The 20,006-nt window shown below is 73.4% G+C and carries 10 protein-coding genes; 4 read left to right on the forward strand and 6 right to left on the reverse strand.

Annotated elements, in window-relative coordinates; all coding sequences use genetic code 11:
- Window positions 1-30: 30 nt before the first annotated feature.
- Complete coding sequence (locus tag WMF27_RS22805; protein WP_437766786.1) at window positions 31-2,433, reverse strand: hypothetical protein; 2,403 nt, start codon at window positions 2,431-2,433, stop codon at window positions 31-33.
- Window positions 2,434-2,675: 242 nt separating this feature from the next.
- On the opposite strand from WMF27_RS22805, the gene WMF27_RS22810 reads away from it, so the two are divergent.
- Complete coding sequence (locus WMF27_RS22810; RefSeq protein ID WP_437766785.1) at window positions 2,676-3,926, forward strand: MFS transporter; 1,251 nt, start codon at window positions 2,676-2,678, stop codon at window positions 3,924-3,926.
- A 50-nt stretch (window positions 3,927-3,976) separates the two neighbouring features.
- On the opposite strand, the gene WMF27_RS22815 is transcribed toward WMF27_RS22810, so the two are convergent.
- Window positions 3,977-8,956, reverse strand: coding sequence for an nSTAND1 domain-containing NTPase (locus WMF27_RS22815; protein ID WP_437766784.1), 4,980 nt, complete (start codon window positions 8,954-8,956; stop codon window positions 3,977-3,979).
- Window positions 8,957-9,886: 930 nt separating this feature from the next.
- Window positions 9,887-10,762, reverse strand: coding sequence for a hypothetical protein (locus tag WMF27_RS22820; RefSeq protein WP_437766783.1), 876 nt, complete (start codon window positions 10,760-10,762; stop codon window positions 9,887-9,889).
- A gap of 126 nt (window positions 10,763-10,888) precedes the next feature.
- Between WMF27_RS22820 and WMF27_RS22825 the strand changes: the two genes are divergently transcribed.
- On the forward strand, window positions 10,889-11,140 hold the full coding sequence (locus WMF27_RS22825) for a Uma2 family endonuclease (protein ID WP_437766782.1): 252 nt from the start codon (window positions 10,889-10,891) through the stop codon (window positions 11,138-11,140).
- 58 nt (window positions 11,141-11,198) lie between these two features.
- Here WMF27_RS22825 and WMF27_RS22830 read toward each other — a convergent pair whose 3' ends face one another.
- Window positions 11,199-14,789: an SNF2-related protein gene (locus tag WMF27_RS22830; protein ID WP_437766781.1), complete on the reverse strand. Its 3,591-nt coding sequence runs from the start codon at window positions 14,787-14,789 to the stop codon at window positions 11,199-11,201.
- Between WMF27_RS22830 and WMF27_RS22835 the strand changes: the two genes are divergently transcribed.
- Complete coding sequence (locus WMF27_RS22835) at window positions 14,788-14,997, forward strand: hypothetical protein (RefSeq protein WP_437766780.1); 210 nt, start codon at window positions 14,788-14,790, stop codon at window positions 14,995-14,997. The genes WMF27_RS22830 and WMF27_RS22835 overlap by 2 nt on opposite strands.
- Window positions 14,998-15,163: 166 nt before the next feature.
- Window positions 15,164-16,384 (forward strand): serine/threonine-protein kinase, encoded by a 1,221-nt coding sequence (locus tag WMF27_RS22840; protein WP_437766779.1) that lies wholly within the window; start codon window positions 15,164-15,166, stop codon window positions 16,382-16,384.
- A gap of 185 nt (window positions 16,385-16,569) precedes the next feature.
- On the opposite strand, the gene WMF27_RS22845 is transcribed toward WMF27_RS22840, so the two are convergent.
- Window positions 16,570-18,390, reverse strand: a complete 1,821-nt coding sequence (locus WMF27_RS22845; RefSeq protein WP_437766778.1) for a tetratricopeptide repeat protein — start codon at window positions 18,388-18,390, stop codon at window positions 16,570-16,572.
- Entirely contained in the window at window positions 18,377-19,726 is a 1,350-nt protein-coding gene (locus tag WMF27_RS22850; protein WP_437766777.1) for a hypothetical protein, read from the reverse strand. Before WMF27_RS22850 ends, WMF27_RS22845 begins: the two co-directional genes overlap by 14 nt.
- Between the last annotated feature and the right edge of the window lie 280 nt (window positions 19,727-20,006).

A 20,006-nucleotide genomic window follows, 5' to 3' on the forward strand; every position in this document is an offset into this window, starting at 1 on the left:
ACGTCAGCGCGCAGGGACGAGAGGCATTCTTCACTTTTCTCCGGCCGGCGGGTCGCCTGCGGTCGCCGGGGACGTAGGCCGGGCCGCCGCGCCGGTGCAGCGCTCGAGCAGGCGAAGGGCCGCGTCCCGGCGCTCCTCGCTCACGGCCGGCCCCGTGCCGACGGCCCCGTCGTGCGCTGCGTACTGGGCGAACATCCTGCGGGCGGTCTCGACGTCCTCGACGCCGCACGCGACCACGAGCCGCAGCCGCTCGGCCTCGATCCAGACCCGCTGGATGGGCAGGTGGGCCGCGAGCGCCCGATCCAGGCGATCGGCGGCCTCATCGAAGCGACCGTCGCTCAGGTAATGGCGGCCGAGCAGGTAGTTCGGCAGGCCGTCGCCGGGGGACTGCGCGGCCCACGCGCCGAGGAGCTCCGCCGCCCGGAGCCTGTCGGGCGCGCCGCCGCGCGTGCCGATCAGCAGCTCGACGATGGCCGCGCGGGCGCGTTCGTCGTTCGCGGCGGCGATCTTCACGTCGAGCGTCCGGAGCCGATCCTCGTCGACGAGCCGGCCGGCGACCTCGCTGTACCGCGCCGCCGCGCGCTCCCGGTCGCCCGCCGCGAGCGCGACGTCGCCGAGGCGCTCGGCCGCGCGATCGCGCAGGTGGCGCGGGATCGACCCGTCCCCGGCGATGCCCTCGAGCTCGCGGATCCCCTCGCCGCGCTCGGCGGGCGCGTCGCTGGCGAGGCGCGTCTCGGCGATGGCGACGCGGGGCGCGGGGCTCCGGTCGAGCGACAGCACGCGCCGGTACGCGGCGATCGCGCCCTCGTGGTCGCCGCGCGCGCGCAGCGCCTCCGCCTCGTGGGTGCACGCGTCGACCACGTGCGGGCAGCGCCGCTCGAAGAGCGCCGGCCGATCGAAGCGGGCCTTCGCCTGCGCCTTCGCCGCGTCGGGGAGCGTGAGCGCGTCGAGATCGGCGTGCCACGCGCGCTCCATCACCTCCCACGAGGCGCCGGTGATCTCCGGCAGCGCCTTGCCGCCATACCAGGCGCGCACCGCGTCCGCGCCGTACGTCGCGCGCACGTGGCCGACGAACGCGCCGCTCACGGTGTAGGCGGTCGACGAGTTCTCGGCGAGGAAGCCGAGCGCGAAAAGGCGCGCGAGCGGCGGCAAGATCCCGAGATCTTTCATCGCCTTGGCCCACGCGCGCGGGCTCAGGTCCTCGCCCTCCCTGGGCGAGCCGGCGACGGCGATCCCCTCGATGAGCCCCGGGTCGGGGAGCCACCCGCCGAGCCGCCCGGCGACCTTGAACGGGCCGCGGGCGAAGGCGCCGGCGAGCACGTGCATGATCTCGTGCCCCAGCGTCGGGTGCGGGTAGCCGGCGGCCTGCAGGTACACCTCGCGGCGCCACGGCTTCGCGACGTACGTGCGCGACGCGCCCATCAGCGCGCCCTTCTGCGCCGCGCTCTCGAACAGGTAGGCGCGGACCCGGAGCGGCGCGCCGTCGACCACCGCGGGCGCCCCGAGCCAGCGCTCGCCGGCCTCGACGTGGGCGTCGCACTCGCGCACGAAGCGCTGGACGTCGGCCTCGCGCATGCCCCGCGGGTGGACGACCTCGCAGCGCTGGCCCTTCGAGAGCGCGCCGAGCTCGGCCGCGATGCTCTCGGAGGTCTGGAAGTGGCCGAGGCGCGCGCCCTCCAGGACGGTCGCGGCGCTCAGCGCGGCGCTCACGCCGCCGAGCAGGAGCAGCCCGGGCCGGCCCTGCGGCTGGAACGACACCCGCCCGCCCGCGTCGTGCACGAGGTGCTGCGCGAGCGCCGACGCGGCGAACAGGGTGGCCAGCGTCCCCGCGCGGTACGTCAGCAGCCCGGACGCGTCGACGACCGTGTCGTAGAGGGTGCCGCTGAAGAAGCCGGCGAAGGGGTCGTAGGCGAAGACGATCGGGCTCGTGTAGAAGCGGACGGCGCTCACGCCGATCGCGCCGAGGGGGGCGGCGAGCGCCGCGAGGACGGCGATGAGCCGGCGCCGCCACGCCGGGCGGGGAGGCGCGGCGTCGTCGCGCCGGATGCCGGCGGCGAGCTCGCCCGCGACGGCGCCCCAGGCGCCGCCGAGCGCCGCGCCGAGCCCGGGCCCGAGGGCGAAGTGCGCCGAGCCGCCGAGCACATCGCAGAAGCCGGCGCGCAGGCCGTGCGCCAGCGTGGTGGCGTACGCGACGACCGCGAGCAGGGCGCCGCACGCGACGCCGCGGCGGAACGCCTCGACAGGCGCCGGCCGATGCGCGGCGACGTCGAGGGCGGTCACGATCGCGGCGGCGCCCGGGACGATCAGGCCGGCGGCGAGCGCGCTTTCGTAGCCGGGGCCGTCGAAGAGGGGCAGGAAGCCGACGAGCGCCATCGCGATCGCGACGAGCGCGGCGCCGAGCCTGGTGGCCGGTGAACGCAGCAGCGTGGGCATGTTCGCGTGGGACTCCAGGGCTGCCTTCGTAGCCGCGCCTGCCCGGAGAGGCGAGCGGGATGCGGGCGCCCCGGCGCAATCCAGCGGGTTGCGCGCTCGATGGACGGTCCGGGGAGGAGGGCGCTGCCTTCCGAGAACCCGACGAAACCGTGAGCGGTGATCGCATAGCCACCGATCGGCCGCGTTCGATAGTGCGCGCTTCTCCTTCCCTCCTCTTTTCTGCTCTGCTCACGCCCCAGACGATGTCCCCTCCCCCCGCCGGCCTCTCTCGCCATCCCGACTTCCTGCGCCTCTGGGCGGCGCAGGCGGTGAGCGCTGTGGGCAGCCGCATCAGCCGGACGGCGCTGCCCGTGATCGCCATCGTGAGCCTCGGGGCCGACGCGTCGGGCGTGGCGGTCCTCTCCGCCGTGTCCACCGCGCCGGGCGTCCTCGTGGGGCTCTTCGCGGGCGGGCTCGTCGATCGCTCGCGCAAGCGGCCGCTCCTCGTCGGCGCGGATCTCGTGCGCGCGGCGCTGATCCTCTCGGTCCCGATCGCGGCCTGGACCGGCACCCTCACCCTGCTCCAGCTCTCCGTGGTGGCCGCGCTGGTGGGCATGGCCACGTCGCTGTTCCAGATCGCCGACAACGCCTACTTGCCGGCGCTCGTGGGGCAGGACCACCTGGTCAAGGCAAACGCCAGGCTGGAGGGGACCGAGGCCGCCGCGGAGATCGCCGGCCCCGGCGCCGCGGGCATCCTGATCCAGGCGCTGACGGCCCCGGTGACGATGGTGGTGGACGCGCTGTCGTACCTCGTGTCGGCGGCGCTCCTCGGGCGCATCCGGGCGACGGAGGCGCCGGCCGTCCCCGCGGGCGGCGGAGGCGATGGGGGCGCCTCGCTGGTCGAGGATCTCCGGGTGGGGCTGCGCCACGGCGTGGGCCACCCGGTGATCGGGGCGACGTTCCTGGCGATGGGCGTCCACGCCCTCCTGGTCGGCGGGGTCTTCTCCGCGCTGTACATGCTCTATCTCCTGGAGCATCTGGGGCTGGACACGACCACGGTCGGGCTGATCATCAGCGTGGGCGGCATCGGCGCGCTGGGCGGCAGTTTCCTCGCGGGCTGGCTTGGCCGACGCCTCGGCGCCGGGCCGGCGATGATCCTCAGCCTGTTCATGAGCCAGGCCGGCTGCGCGCTCATCCCGCTGGCCGCGCAGCTCGGGCGGCTCGCGGTCCCTGCCCTCGTGGTGCACCAGCTCGTGGGGGACGCGTTCCTCATGGCGTTCATGATCCACGCGGTGAGCGCCCGGCAATCCATGCTGCCGTTGCACGTGCTCGGCCGGGTCGATGCCACGCTCCATGTGCTCACCGGGGCGCTCCTGCCGGCGGGCACCCTGGCGGCCGGCTGGCTCGCGGGGCGCATCGGCGTGGAGGCGACCGTCTGGGCGTTCGTCATCGCGGGGTTTGCCGCGCCGATCCTGCTGCTGCGGCCCGCGGTGTGGAGGCTGCGGGCGGGGTGAGGGCGCGCTGATTCGCGGAGGTGAGCAGGCGATCGATGGACGGAGGCTCGTCACCGGCCGGCCGTGCCGCGCAGCCGGCCCCCCGAATCCGCCTGCCCCCCCGGCGCGGCCTCACGGACCGCGGCGACCTGCCGCAGACAGGCCTCCTGGCTCGCCCGGGCGGCCGACTCGGGCACACGAAGGAGCTCGATCCTCCGCTCGACGGGCATGCAGTAGGTCGTCGCCGTCCACAGCTTCGGATCATCGACGCCGCGGAGCGGCTCGAGATCGGTCCACACCCGCGCGACCTTGTCGTCGGACCCGGTGACGATGCGCTTGCCATCGGGGCTGTACGCCACCGCGTTGACGGACGCATCGGACCCGCGCAGCACCAGCGGCTCGCCCGTGCCGTCGGCATTCCATATCCGCGTCGTCTTGTCGTCGGACGCGGTCACGACATACTTGCCATCAGGGCTGAACACCGCAGCGTTGACCAGGTGCTCGTGACCACGCAGGACCACGGGCTTGCCTGTGCCGTCGGCGTTCCACACACGCACCGTCTTGTCCCACGACGCCGTCACGATGCGCTTGCCGTCGGGGCTGAACGCCGCCGATACCACCCAACGATCATGCCCTCGCAGGACCACGGGCTCACCCGTGCCATCGGCGTTCCACACACGCGCCGTGTTGTCATACGAGGCGGTGACGATGCGCTCGCCGTCGGGGCTGAACGCCGCCGAACGCACCCTGTCCGCGTGACCGCGGAGCGTCACGGGCTCGCCAGATCCGTCGGCGTTCCACACACGCGCCGTCTTGTCAAAGGACGCCGTGACGATGCGCTCGCCGTCAGGGCTGAACGCCGCCGAGCGAACCCGGTCCGCATGACCACGGATCACCAGCGGCTCGCCCGAGCCGTCGGCGTTCCACACACGCGCCGTCTTGTCGTCGGACGCGGTGACGATGCGCTCGCCGTCAGGGCTGAACGCCGCCGAGAACACCTCCCCCTCGTGGCCACGGAGGATCACGGGCGCTCCCGCGACCTCGGCGTTCCACACCCGCGCCGTCCTGTCCCACGACGCCGTGACGATGCGCTTGCCATCCGGGCTGAACGCCGCAGAGGAGACCGAATCCTCGTGACCACGGAGGCTGAGGGGCTCACCCGTGCTCTCGGCGTTCCACACCCGCGCCGTCTTGTCATAAGACGCCGTGACGATGCGCCTGCCGTCGGCGCTGAACACCGCAGAGTAGACCCGATCCTGGTGGCCGCGCAGGATCCGGGGCTCACCCGACCCATCGGCGTTCCACACCCGCGCCGTCTTGTCCCAGGACGCCGTGACGATCCGCTCGCCATCCGGGCTGAACGCCGCAGAGTAGACGACATCCTCGTGGCCGCGCAGGATCCGGGGCTCGCCCGACCCATCGGCGTTCCACACCCGCGCCGTCTTGTCCCAGGACGCCGTGACGACGCGCTTGCCATCCGGGCTGAACGCCGCCGAGTAGACGGCATCCTCGTGACCGGGCAGGATCACCGGCTCGCCCGACCCATCGGCGTTCCACACCCGCGCCGTCCGGTCGAACGACGACGTCACGATGCGCCCGCCGTCGAGGCTGAACGCCGCGAAATAGACCGGCTCCGCATGACCCCGGAGGACGAGGAGCTCGCCCGTGCCGTCCGCCTTCCACACCCGCGCCGTCCGGTCGAACGACGCCGTGACGATGCGCCCGCCATCCGGGCTGAACGCCGCCGAATAGACCCCCTCCTCGTGACCGCGGAGGACGAGCGGCTCGCCCCCACCCTCGGTGCGCCACACCCGCGCGGTCCTGTCGTCCGACGCCGTCACGATGCGCTCGCCGTCGGGGCTGAACGCCACCGAGTTGATCGGCGCGTCGTGGCCACGGAGGACCAGCGGCTCGCCCGTGCCATCCGCGTTCCACACCCGCACGGCCCTGTCCGCGCAGATCGTCGCGATGCGCCTGCCGTCGGGGCTGAACGCCGCGCGGATGACGAAATCCGGATGGGTGAGCACCACGCGCGCGACCCAGCTGTGCAGCGCCCAGCGCGCGAGGGTGGCCCACCCGCGCGGCACCTCGGGCGGCTCGACCTCCCGCAAGAGCGCCAGCACCGTCGTGGGGTCGGATTGCAGCTCGCGCGCCGCGGCCATCCGGGTGGCATTGCGCGCCAGGAGCGCGTCCGCCTGCGCGCGGATCGCCAGGTACGACACCATGACCGCGAACGCGCTGAGCGTCGCGATCACGCCCACGGCGAACTGCCGTCGCAAGCGCCGCGCGCGCTCGGCGAGCTCCACGACGGCCAGGAGATAGCGCTCCTCGCGCTTGCTCAGCCCCGCTCGCCCGTCGGCGCCCTGCGCTGCGCGCCGGCGCTCGTACCACGCCCTCGCGTCCTGGGCCGCGCGGTCGCGCCAGAGCAGCCCCTCGGCCCAGCCGCTCGCCTCCCACTGCTGCGCCGAGGCGCGCAGCCGGGCCAGGAACTGCGCGTCTTGCTCGCCCTCGGCGAGCCACTGCCGGAGCTTGGGCCACCGCTCGATCAGCGACTCGTGCACCAGCTCCACCGTCGTGCCCTCGCGCTCGCCCCCGGTCTCGATCAGCAGCAGCCGCGCACCCGCCAGGTGCTGGACCACCTGCTCGATCGCCTCGCCCGCAGGCCCCCCGCGGGTCTGCGCCACCCCATGGAGCTCCTCCAGGCTGACCACCGCGCGCGTGCGCTCCGGCGTGACCAGGCGCACGAGCACCGCGCGGGCCAGCCGCTGCTCGCGCGCCGGCAGCGCCGAGAGCACCGCGTCCGCGTGCGCGGACAGGGCGCCCGCCACGCCGCCCAGCCGCTCGTAGCTGTCTCGCGTCAGCAGCCGGTGCTCGCGATCCCGCGCCTCCCACAGCTTCGCTGCCGTGAACTGCAGGAGCGGCAGCGGGCTCCGCGTGCTCTCCAGCGTGCCCAGCATGTCCTCGATCATCTCGGCCGTCTCGAAGCGATGGCCGGCCGCCTCCAGCGGCCTCGTCAGCGCGTCGCGCAGGCCGTCGCGCCCCATCGGCGGCAGCAGCGACAGACCGCGCGTCACGTCGATCACGAAATCGTGATCATCGGCCATGTGATCGAGGAAATCCGAGCGGACGGCGAGCAGCACACGCAGGGGCGAAGACGCGTCGTCGGCCACGCCTTCCAGGCAGGCCACGAACGCGGCCCGCTCCTCGCGGCTGGCGCCGAGCGTGTACAGCTCCTCGAACTGATCGACGAAGAGCAGGACATGGTGCCTCGTCCCCTCGCGGCGGCAGCGCGCGCGCAGCCGAGCGCCCAGGTGCCCCGGCTGCGCGCGCAGCGTGGCGACGATCCCGTCGTGGTCGGCGAGCTCGGCCGACCCGGACCCCGCGCTGGCCGCCTCGGACTCGGCCACCTGCACGAGCACATCGACGAGCGCCGACAGCGGCCGGCGCCCCGGCCGCACGATGAACGTCTCCCACCGCTCGCTCGAGCGCTTCAACGCCGGGATCACCCCCGCGCGCACGAACGACGACTTGCCCGCCCCCGACGGCCCGACGACCGTGAGGAGCGGCTGGTAGCGCAGCCGCGTCGTCGTGGCGGCGATCTGGCGATCGCGGCCGAAGAAGCGCGCCGCGTCGGACTCCTGGAACGCGGACAGCCCGGCGAACGGGCTCTTGTCGTCGCCCAGCTCGCGCCCCTTTCGACCGGGCAGCAGCGCCTCCAGCTCCGCGAGCAGCTCCTTGGCCGAGCCGATGCGCTCGTGCTTGCGCTTCTTCAGGCAGCGATCGGCAAGGTCGCCGAGCGCGCCCACATCCGGCCGCCGCGCGCTCACGCGCGGCATGGGGAGATCGAGCTTCACGATGTCCGCGAGCCGCGCGACCGAGAACGGGTCGAGCGGGTGCGTCCCCACGAGCAGCGTGTACAGCAGGATGCCCACGGCCCAGAGGTCGCTGCGAGGATCGACGTCCCCGCCCAGCAATTGCTCGGGTGACATGTAGGCCGGCGTGCCGATGAGCCCGCTCCGGTGGCCATCGCCGTGGCCTCGCGCGAGCGTCGCCTGCGTGCCCGTGAGCGTCGACATCACCCTGGCGTCGAGCTGCTTCGCGATCCCGAAGTCGAGCACCTTGATGCTCCCTGCGTCGTCGATGAGGATGTTCTCCGGCTTCAGATCGCGGTGCACGATCCCGAGCTCGTGCGCGCAGACCAGCGCGCGGACCACGGGGATCATCAGCTCCACCACCTGGCCGGGCGACATCGGGCCCGACGGCCCTATCGCGGCGAGCGGCCCTGGCGCGCTCGGGTGCTCGCGCTGGGTCAGCCATTCGCTCAGGGTGCGGCCCTTGATGTACTCGAGCACCAGGTACGGGTGGCCGCGGATCTCGTCCACCTCGTGGATCACCACGATGTTCTCGTGACGGCAGCGCGCCGTGGCCCGCGCCTCGGCCAGGAAGCGCTCGTTTCCTTGCCCGCTGAACTCGAGCAGCAGCTTGATCGCGACGAGGCGCCCGAGCTTCGTGTCGCGGGCCAGGTACACGATCCCCATGCCGCCCCGGCCCAGCTTGCGGATGATCTCGTAATGCTTGATCGTGCCGCCGACGTCCGGCAGCCCGGAGCCCGGACCGCGCCCCGTCGGCGTCGCTCCCCCCACCGTGGTCGCGCCGTGCGCGTCGTGTACCGACGGCGCTGCGGCCTCGCGCGCTCGCTCCTCGGGCGTCACGCCGGCCGACGCCTCCGTGGGCGCCAGGCCGGCGAGCGCGAGCGTGGTCTCGGCCGGTTCGCCACGCTCGCCACGCATTCCGCCCGATCCCGGCCGGTCCGGCTGTCTCTGCTCCTGGGCCTCGGCGTCGCGGCGCGGGGTCTCCTTGAGCTCGAGCGTCGCCTGCGGCAGGGTCGCGCCGAGCGCGTGCTGCTGCAGGTCGTCCTCCGAGGGCATCACCTCCCGCAGGGTGTGTCCCGGCATGAGCTCGAAGACGGTATAGAGCCACCCCTCGCCGGCGTGCCCCCAGTCGACGGGCCGGACGATCGGAGCGTGGTGGAGCCGCGTGCCAGAGCGCATCTCCCGCAGGAACCGCAAGATGGAGCGCCGCGCATGGTGTCCGCCGTCTCCATCGCGAGGCAGACGGAGAATCTGGAGCACGATCGGCCCACCGCCTCCGATGCGCCGGCCCCTGTAAACGACCGTTCGTCCGCTCGCTCGGCAGCAGGACAGGATCTCATAGCGACCCTGGAACACCGTCCCTGGCGCGAGGGTCTCGCGGCTCATCCTGGCCCCTCCGATCGCTGCCATGCCCGCGCGGCGGCTCCGGGCGAAACGTCCCCACCCCCTGTCGACACGCAACGCTCCCGAATGTCGAGCTCGTCGCGCCGCTCTGGCGAGAGAACCCGACGGCGTACCCGGACCGATGCTCAAGCAGCCAACCGTCGCTGCCTGTTGGAAGGGTCTATAGCATGCCCCCCCACATCGTCCGGTGTCGGCGCCTCGGATGCGTCAGCCTCTCTCCTTCACACCAGGGCTCCCTTCGTTGTCCTCCTGTTCTTCCGCCATTTCAGGGCGCTCGGCCTTGCGGCAATTCCCAGACGCCGAGCCGTGGCCCGCGCGGGGAGACGGGCTGTGGCTCAGGTGACGAGCCCGCTCATCGTTCAGGCTCAGGCGAGGAGACGGGCTGTGGTTCAGGCGAGGAGACGGGCTGTGGCTCAGGCGAGGAGACGGGCTGTGGCTCAGGCGACGGGCACAGGGATCGCCCGGGCGACGAGCCCGAATCGTGGTTCAGACGAAGAACCGAGTCGTGGCGCGGACGACGAGCCCAGTCGGCGGGGCAAGTCTCCCTTGCAGCGCGGCCGCCTGCGCGCAGCCGGGCTCGTGCCGTGCGGGACGTTCCGCCGGGGCCCCCCGAGCGCGACCTTTTGCAGGATGCCGCAAGCCATTGCGGAAGAGAGCAAGCGGTTGCGTAACCGCCCCCGCGGCCTGGCGCCGCGCGGGCTCCCGTCACCCGCCACCGGCCTCGTCCTCGTCGAGCGGCACGTCCTCCTCGATCGCGTCTTCGGCGGCCGCCGTGCGCCTCACGGCCGTGAGGCCGAGCTGGATCTGCGCCTTCACCGGGAAGACCTGCCGCAGGGTCGTCGCCCAGTCGTTGAACCAGCCCCGCAGGCCCTCGATCCCCTCCCGTTGCTCCCGCCAGGCCCTCGCCAGCTCGGCCGCCGGCACCCGGGGCGGCTGCGCCTGCGCCCCGGCGCCGGCCTCGAGCCTCGCCAGCAGATCGCGCACCTCTTGCACCTTCGCCTCGGTCAGCCCGCGCGCCGCGAGCATCTTGTGGACCTTCTTCGCGTCGCCATCGCTGTTCCTGGCGAGCCCCTCGAGGCGGCGGAGGTACGTCCCGACCGACATGGTCACCGGCGACCCGAGCGGCTGCGGCTCCAGGTGCTTGAAGAACGCGGCCTCGAAGCCGTCGCGCCGCTCGCGCGGCACCACGCGGCGGATGATCGCGCGCGTGCGCGGGAACCACGTGTTCCCGAAGACGTCGACCTCCCGGAGCAGCTGGATCCGCTCGGCGCCCTCGACGCCTCCGCCGCCCGCGGCCTCCACCGCGGCCTCCGCAAAGAGGTGCTCGAGCGGGCGCTGCTCGCCCGAGGCGAGCTTGAACAATCGCCACCCCTCGCGGTGCTCGTTCGCCGCGTAGCCCTCGCGACGCGCCCGCGCGATGAAGGGCGCGGCCTGGACGTTGACGAGGAACCGGAGAGCGCGACCCAGGAGTTCCTGCTCGGCAGCGGTGAGCGCCAGCGACAGGGACGCCTCGGAAGGCTCGGACGGCGCGGGCCGCGCTCCCGGGATCCAGCAAGCGCTCGCGGACTTCGCTTTCGGCATGTCGTTTCTCCTCGCTGGCGCTCGTCGACAGGCCTGGAGCGCTCAACGGCGTCGGCCGATTGCAAGCTGCGCGCCAGCGGGGCGGACGGTGGACGGTCGCGGCGCGTTCGCTACGTTACGCCGCGATTGAACAGCCCACCACGAGGCCGCTCTCCACCCGCTCCCAGGCGAGATCGCAAGGAGAAGATGCCCGTCTATGCGCGCGAGGGCGTGCGGCACGTCTGGCTGATCGCGCCCCTCCAGCGGACCCTGGAGATCTTCACGCTCGCCGCGGACCGCAGCTGGGCACCGATCGCCGCCCACCGCGACACCGCGAGCGTCCGCGCCACGCCCTTCCAGGCCATCGAGCTCGATCTCGCCGTTCTCTGGGCGACGTAGCGCCCAGCTTCGGTCCACGGAGAGCGGAAGTCGGACGGCACGAGTCAGAGATCCCGAGTCAAAGAGCGCGACTCGGAGGGCGTGAGTCCGAGAGCTCGCCGTCCCCGCCCTCGCCGCCGTCCGGCCCCCGGAGCTGCGCTGACAGCAGGCCGACGAGCTCCTGCGTCGAGAGCTTGCCGGCGGTGTCCTTGCCGCCGAGCACCTGCGCCACGAGCGAGCGCTTCTCCGCGTGCAGCGACAGCATCTTCTCCTCGATCGTCCCGAGCGCCACCAGGCGATAGATGGTGACCGGCCGCCGCTGGCCCAGGCGGTGCGCCCGGTCCGAGGCCTGATCCTCGACCGCGGGGTTCCACCAGGGGTCGAGGTGGATCACGTTGGTGGCCGCCGTGAGGTTGATGCCGAACCCCCCCGCCTTCAGCGAGATCAAGAAGAGCGGCGCCGACCCCTCCTGGAACTCGCGCACCCGCTCGGCCCGGGCCTTCCGGGGCGTCTCGCCGTCGAGGTAGACGTACGCGACGCCGCGCGCCTCGAGCGCCTCGCGCACCAGCGCGAGGTGCGACGTGAACTGGCTGAACACGAGCGCGCGCTGCCCCTCCGCGCGCAGCTCCTCGACGAGCCCGAGGAAGCGCGCGAGCTTGGACGAGTCGAGCGTCGAGCGCGCGTCGTAGAGCCGCGGGTGCGACGCGAGCAGCCGGAGGCGCGTGAGCGCCGCCAGCACCTCGACGCGCCGCTCCTGCTCGCGCCGGACCGCCCGGGGCGTCTCGAGGTCGGACAGCGCCGCGAGGCGCGCGTCCTCGTACAGCTGCCACTCGGCGCCCGAGAGCACGACCGGCACGCGCACCTCGGTGCGCGCCGGCAGCTCGGCCTCCACCTGCGCCTTGGTCCGCCGGAGGAGGAACGGGGCGAGCACGCGCGCGAGCGCGGGCCCCGCAGCAGGGTCGATCTGCCGCTCGATCGGCATGGCGTAGCGGTCGCGGAACGCGTCCCAGCCGCCGAGGAGGCCGGGGAAGACGAGCGCGAAGAGGCTCCAGAGCTCGCCGAGGTGGTTCTCGATCGGCGTGCCCGAGAGCGCGAACGTGAAGTCCGCCTGGAGCGCCCTCGCGGCGCGGAAGCGCTGGGTGGTCGCGTTCTTCAGGCTCTGCGCCTCGTCGAAGACGACGGTGGCGAAGCGCCGCGCCGCGAGGCGCGCGGCGTCGCGCACGAGCAGGCCGTAGCTGAGCACCAGCACGTCGCCCGGGCCGAGCCGCGCGAGCGCGTCGTCGCGATCGGCCTCGTCCGCGTAGAGCGTGAGGCGGAGGGAGGGCGCGAAGCGCCGCGCCTCGTCCTGCCAGTTGAAGGCCACCGAGGTGGGCGCGACGACGAGCGCCGGCCCGCGCTCGCCGCGCTCGAGCAGGACGGCGAGCGCCTGCACCGTCTTGCCGAGGCCCATGTCGTCGGCGAGCACGCCCCCCGCGCCCCAGGCCGCGAGGCGCACGAGCCAGCGGTACCCGTCGAGCTGGTAAGGGCGGAGCTCGCCCGCGAGCGCCGCCGGCGCGGCGGGGCAGAGCTCGCCGGCGGCCACGACCCGCTCGACGAGCCCCCGGAACGCGCCGTCCGCCTCGAGCGCGGCGCCGGCCCGCTCGAGCTCCCACAGCACCGCGGCGGCCGAGGGGCCCACCGACAGGCCGTGCCGGGCGTCGTGGACGTGATCGGCCAGGCGCTCGAGGTGGGCGCGCAGGGCCTCGCCCAGCTCCACGTAGGTGGTGGCCTCGACCTGCACGTAGCGCTCGTGGCGGCGCGCCGAATCGAGCAGCCGGGCCAGCTCCACGCGCTCTCCCGCGACGCTCAGGCCGCCGAGGACGCCGAACCACTCGCGCCGCTTCTCGAGGACGACCTTGAGCGCGCGGGGGCCGCCGTCGCCCACGACCCGCAGGGGCTCGCTGACCCACTCGAGCTCCGGGGGCGGCTCGCGCCGCGCGCAGGCCGCGAGCAGATCGAGCGCGCCCTGCGCGCTGGCGAAGCGGTAGTGGAACGGGCGATCCTCGAACGGCTCGGCCCCGGCGAGCGGGAGCTCGGCGGCGAGCGCGGCGGCGAAGTCCTCTTCCCGGCGCAGGTCGCGCACCGCGTGCAGCGCCCGGTCGCCGCGCCGCACGTGGACGTCGCGCGCGCCCGCGCCCGGCACGAGCGGCGGGGCGTCGGCGAGCGGCCGCACGCGCAGCTCGACCTCCACCGCGCCGCGGGGCTGGGCCGTGAGCCGCAGCACCGGCAGCAGCTCCGGCGGGACCGACTCGCCCATCACGCTGCGCGGCATGGCCACGGGCACGCGCAGCGCCCACCGCGAGAGCGCGGCGAGCAGCGCGCCGTGGCTCTCGGGCGGGAAGACGTCGCCCTCGCGCGCGAGCACGTCGAGCAGCGCCCGGATCTCGGCCTTGACGTCGAGCAGCGTGAGCCGCCGCGCGCCCTTGTCCCAGTCCCAGAGGAACAGCACCTCCTCGGGCCGGGCCCGGCGCGCGCGATCGAGCAGCGCGGGGGGCAGCGCCGTGCCCTCGACGCCGGCGCTCACCCGCACGGCGCCGTGGCGCTCCTCGGCCACGACGCCCACCGGCGCGCGCTCGATGCGCACGGCCACGTCGGGCGCCTCGTCGAGGAAGAGGCGCGGGTGGCCGATGAGCGCGTCGAGCAGCGCCCGCGAGGCGAAGGCGTTGCCTTCGGGCAGGAGGGACGCGGCGCGGGCGTCCTCGGGGGAGAGCTTTCCGCCGTGCTCCAGCAGGAGGCGCTTCTTGCCGAGCCGCGCCCCGGCGCCGCGCTGCGCCTTCTTGCCCGGCCGGTGGATCCAGGGCGCGACCACGACGCCGGCCGCCTCGACGACGTCCAGCCGGAAGGAGAGCTCGACGCCGCCGCGCGCCCCCGCGCCCTCGTCGAGGGCCCTGTCGAGCGCCAGCAAGGCGCGCTCCCAGGCGGGGCGGCCGAGCTCGTCGAGCGCCTGGAAGAAGGCCTCGCTCGGGGGCTGGCGGAGCCAGAGCAGCGCGGCGTCGACGGCCGCGAGCACGTGGACGCAGCCGGCCGCGCCGCAGTCGCACTCGGCGCGGAGGGCCCCGGGCGCGAGGGTCAGCCGCGCCTCCGGCCTGACGAAGCCGGCGCCCGCGCGGTGCGCCTCGAAGGGCCGCGGGTCGTCGAGGCGGAAGCCGGGGAGCGCGGCGTCGAACCGCAGCGCGGCGGCCCGGAGCGCCCGCTCGGGGCGCGGGGCCGCCGCGTCCGGCACGCGCGCCCGCAGCGCGCAGAGCCGCTCGTGCGCCGACAGGGCCCGCGGCTCGTCGGGCGCCCGCAGCAGCGACGGCGCCGCCGCGCGCGCGAGCGCGGCGTCGTCGCGCTCGTCCTCCAGGAAGCGAGCCACGAGGGGCGGCAGGACGTCGCGGAGGCGCGACGGCGCGAGCCACGCGAGCGCGCCCGCGAGCGACTCGGCGCTCGCGAGGTCGATGAGGCGCCGCCGCGCGCCGAGGAGCTGCAGCTCGGGCCAGAGCGTGGGGTCGACGCGCGGCGCCACCGCCTCGAGGCTCAGCCGGGCCAGGTGCGCGACGCCGTGCTGCGCGAGCCAGGCGAGGAGGGCCGCGCGGGTCTCGAAGGGCGCCGCGGGGGCTACGGGGGGGACGGCCTGGGGGTCGCCGGGCATGACGGGCGGCGTAACGTCGTCGGTGCGAGCGCCCGGTTCAAGGGGTTCCGGCGCGCTGGCCCCCGGGAGCGAGCGCGCTGCCGGGTGCGACGCCGCGCGGCTCGGGTTCACGTGGCTCGACCGAGGCGAGCTGCGCGAGGCGACGCGCCGGCTCTGCGCCGCGCTGCGCGCCCGGCCCGACATCCAGCGCGGCCGTACGACCTTGTGAGCGCGTATCCGCGATTGGCACGCTGCTGGAAGTGCGCTGTCCGGGATTCCCAGGGTCGCATGTTCGCGATACGCTCCGGGAATGCCCCGGTCCCTGACCCCAGCGCGTCGCCCGGAAGGGACACCGACGTGGCTGGGACACAGAGGCGGCACGGAGGTGCTCGATCGTGTTCCATCCTTCCTCGTTCGATTCACAACCTGACTCCCAGAGGAGAGACGGCGCGCGCGCTGCCGTCGCGCTCGCCGATCGACCGGCGGACTCCCGCCCCGCCTCGTCGCGCCGCTCCGTACGGCTGCGAGGCCGCCTCATCGACGGGCGTTACCAGGTCGATCAGCTGCTCGGGCGCGGCGCGATGGGCGAGGTCTGGCGCGCGCACGACGGCGTCCGGCGCGCCGATGTCGCGCTGAAGTTCCTCACGGTGGCCCGGGGCGGGCGGAACGTCGACGCGATCGAGCGGTTCCGCCTGGAGGCGCGGGTCGCCGCGCAGCTCGGACAGAAGACCCGCGGCGTCGTCGCCGTGCTCGACGCCGGCGAGGACCTGGCGGCGGGCCCGTACATCGTGATGGAGCACGTGCGCGGCAGGTCGCTGCGTCAGCTCTTGGAGGAGCGAGGGACGCTCCCCGCCGTCGAGCTCGCGTCGCTGCTGCGGCAGCTGGGAGAGGCGCTGTCGGCGGCGCACGGCCTCGGCGTCGTGCACCGGGACATCAAGCCGTCGAACATCCTGCTCGTCGAGGGGAGCGACGGCCATCTATGCGCCAAGATCACCGACTTCGGGATCGCCAAGTGGGTCGGCCAGGATCGGCCGGCCGATTTCCGCCGCCGCACCGCGGACGGCGTGGTGCTGGGCACGCCGGCGTACCTGAGCCCGGAGCACACGTGTGATGGCCTGGGCGGCCCGCAGCTCGACATGTGGTCGCTCGCCGTCGTCGCGCACGAGGCATTGACCGGGCGGCAGCCCTTCCCGGGCCGCAACCTGGCCGCGGTGCTCGCGGCCATCCTGGTCAGCGGGCGCCCCCCGCTGGCCACGTTGTGCCCGGGAGCGCCGCCCGCCCTGGAGGCGTGGTTCGCGCGCGCCTTCGCCATCAGCCCGTCGGAGCGGTTCCCCAGCGTCCAGGCGATGATCGCCGCCTTCGAGGCCGCGGCGGGGGTGCCGGTGGCGCCGCCGGCAGCGCCGCGGGGGCGGCGCTGGCGCGTCGCGGCGGCCGGGGCGGCGCTGGCGCTCGGGATCGCGCTGCCCGCGGCGCTGGTCTGGGGGCAGGCCGGGAGCGACGGCGCGCGCCGCGTGGACGAGGTGGTCAGCGACGCGGCGCGCGCTGCCGCCCGGGTCGCCGACGCCGCGCAGGCGATGACGGCGCGCCTGATGGAACGCCACGGCACAGCGCCCTGATCGCGGATCTCGCGCCGCGTCCGCCTCGTCAGGACGCGGGCGGGGCCGTCCAGGAACCCAGGCACGCCGTCCAGGAACTCAGACGCCCCACCTGCTGCATCCGGCCAACGGACACGTCTTTAAGGCGCGATCCACGCCCCTCGTGCCACACGAACGCGGTCGGCGTAACGGGGGTTCTTGGAGAGTCATGGAGTCCTGGCGTCAGGAAGGCTGGGGAGGGCGTAGGGGTCGCGGCCGGTGTCCTGGAGGCGCTGAGAGGCTGCAGCGACGGCCGCCTGGCGGACGATTTCGGCATGTTGCTGGAGGTCGGCCCACGCCTCGGCCGGCAGCGTGTGCTGTGCCTGTTCAAGGAGGGCAGCGTAGCCCTGGGCGCGATCGACCTCGTCGAGGGAGTTGCAGAGATCGCGGAGTAGAAGGGCGGTGGCGAGGAACGCCCGGCCGTCCTGCAGGCTGGAGAAGAGCCGGAGCTGGAGCTCTAGTGTGATTCTCTGACCAAAGCGATCGAGTATCCGCCGGCCGATGTCCAGGGAGAGCTCTGCGAGGCTCAACGCTTGGTCCAGAGCGCCGACAGCCGCGGCTGTGCGTGCGAGGTAGCCGTGAACAGCCTGCTCGCCAAGTTGATCCCGGATCTCGCGATGGCGGGCGAGCACCTCCAGGAAGCGCTGAAAGGCTTCCTTGGGCTCGCCGGCCGCAAGTGCCAGGCGACCAAGGCTCTGAAGGCAGTTGGCCTCGCCGAGGCGCCCGCGAATCTCGCGAAAAATGGCCAGAGCGAGGGTGTAGGAGGCGCGAGCGGCATCGAGGTCGGCGACGCGCATGTCGAGGTCGCCGAGGCTCTGAAGGCAGTTGGCCTCGCCGAGGCGCCCGCGAATCTCGCGAAAAATGGCCAGAGCGAGGGTGTAGGAGGCGCGAGCGGCATCGAGGTCGGCGACGCGCATGTCGAGGTCGCCGAGGCTCTTCAGGCAGTTGGCCTCACCGAGGCGCCCGCGAATCTCGCGAAAGATGGCCAGAGCGAGGGTGTAGGAGGTGCGAGCGGCATCGAGGTCGTCGACGCGCATGTCGAGGTCGCCGAGGCTCTTCAGGCAGTTGGCCTCGCCGAGGCGATCCTGGGCCGCTCGAGAGATCTCCAGGCCATGCTCGTATGCCTTCCTTGAGCGTTCGAGATCCCCACGATACATTGCCACGTTGCCTTCAAGGACCAAGGCAGCCGCAACTGCGCCGTGATATCCGATACCCTCCGCCAGGCGTCTCGCCTCCCTTGAGCTGGCCAGCGCCTCGTCGAGGGCATAGTGATGAACCAGTAGCTTCTGCCCAAGATTCAGCCATGCATCCGCCAGCGCGGCCGGCGGCGGTGCCTCCGGCGAAGCCATCCTCTCACGAAGTCGGGCTGCTGTCGCCCTCAACTCGTCCAGCTCATCGATGGATCCCGCCGGGCGTCGCGCTTCGTCGGGCGGCGATACGAGCCTCGCTTCATCGCCCAGCGTGGCGCCTGGGAGCGCCTCCACCTCGCATGTCCCTGATCGTACGTCGAACAGATCAGGGGCCATCCGAGACAGCTCGGCGGCGCGGTCCGGCGAAAGCACCAGCACGAGCGGTCCCACGATCACGCGCGCCAGCGTATCGCGCGCGACGTTGAGCGCCTGAATTGCGCGACTTTCCGCAGCGTCAAGCAACGACGCTGTATCAGGCACGACGACACCCCGGAGCGGCTGGACAGGCCCCGCGGTCTCCAGGAGCTCTTCTATGGCGCGCACCCCCTGCGCTCCATCCGGCAGGAACTGGAACGTCGGGAGCCCCTCCTGCCCGCTCCATCCTCGCATCCGCCGCAACACCTCGGCGCGCGCTGCGCCAGACGCCAGCACCACGAACAACGTGAACCGGTCCGCGCGCCGCAGTCCCCGGCGGAGCGCCCTGAGCCGCTCCTCGGACTCGTCGGTCAGGTTGGCGATGGGCTCGGCAGCGGACCCCGGCAGGTACGACCCCCCGCCCGCAGGCTCACCCGTGCTCACGGTACTTCCGGCACCGCTCCACGAGCGGGTGGACCGCGTGCCACGGGTCCGGACCGCCGTTCTGATATTCGAGGACGAACAGGTTGAGCAGCAGGTCGCGCTTCACCCCTACCTCGCACTGGTCCGGGAATCGATTCGTCTCCGCGATCTGGCGCAGAATCGGCACATACCCTTCTGGCAGCGCCCGCTCGAAATCGGCCTGCAAGATGGCGGCGGCCCGCTCGACCGAGGCCGCGGTCACCGGAGGGTCATCGTGCTCATTGCTGGCTGCCCGCACCATGTGGAGCGCGTGCCGGATGCAGCCGCCGCTGAGGCGCGCGATTCGCTCCGCCGCCCTGTCGCCCTCCTCGAACAGACGATCGAACCGCACTCGCTTCTTGAGCAGGTCTGCCAGCGCGGTCACGCCGCCCTGGTTGTCCCCACCGCCCTCCGCGGCGCGCCGGCGGACCTCGATCATCGGCACGACGACGATCTCGCCGCCGTAGAGCCCGCTCAGCCCCGCGCCGGCCGGCGCGTAGCAGAGATACAGCGGAACCGTGATGACGAGGTGCGCGTCGAGGCTCTTCAGGGCGCCCATCCGCTCCCGGTAGAGCCGCTCCACCCCCTCATGGTGTGCCTGGCTCAGCTTCTCCATGTTGTCGATGAGCACCACCAGCGGACCCGCGCCGTCGTCCGGCGCCTCCCTGGTCGCGGCGAACGCCTTGTTCAGCCCCTCGATCAGCACTGCCGTCGTGGAACGCAGGGCGGTGCGGATATCCTTCCGGCGCTCCGCGCTGGGCAGGCGGACCTCGCCGAGGATCCGGGTGAGCGCCTCCGAGATGTCGCCGGGAAGGTTGGTGATCGTCTTGCTGAGCGCCTCCTTGATCTGGTCCTTCCACAGCGGCACGAGCACCTTCACCGCCGCCGCCTTCCGCTGCTCATAAACGAGCTTCCACAGCGCGAGGAGGATGTCCTCGAGGTCGATGTCGGTCCGGTTCAGCATCACGTCGGCGTCGAGGAACAGGACCGTCGCGAGCGGCGCGCCGTGAGCGGCCGTCTCCAGCTGGACCTTCATCCGAAGGAGCTCGGTGGTCTTCCCGCTCCCGAGGTGACCGCTGACGAAGTGGAGGGTGGGGATCCCACCGGACCGGCGGATGTTGCGGACGATCCGGCCGAGGCGATCGCTGCCGCGGATGGCCGTCAGGTTGGCGAACAGGCTGGAGTCTTCCCGCGGGTCCAGCGGCGAGTAGGGGTCGCAGAGGCGGACGGCATCGTCCAGGTTCTGCGCCGGCGGCGGGGTCAGCACGCGGCTGGAGACCGCGTGGCCGCGGAGGGTGGCGATCGGGGCGTTGCTCATGGCAGAGGAGCTCCGGGGCGGACGCTACCACAAGCCTGGCCGCGCGGCAGCGTCACCACCGCCCGCGTCCCCCCGCCGGGCCGGCGCGACGGCCACAGCTTCCCCTCATTCGCCGCGGCGAGCACCCGAGCCGCACGAATCGCCCTCCACGCATCGCTGCGTCGGCACAAGCATCCACCGCGCTCCTCTCGCTTACCTCGGTAGTCCGCTCCTCGACGGGGGCGATCGTTCCTCGAGAAGTCTTCGCCTTCTCAAGCAGCGAACCCTTGCGCAACGGCGC

Source organism: Sorangium sp. So ce281 (genome assembly GCF_051527395.1).
In the GTDB taxonomy this organism is placed as follows: domain Bacteria; phylum Myxococcota_A; class Polyangia; order Polyangiales; family Polyangiaceae; genus Sorangium; species Sorangium cellulosum_B.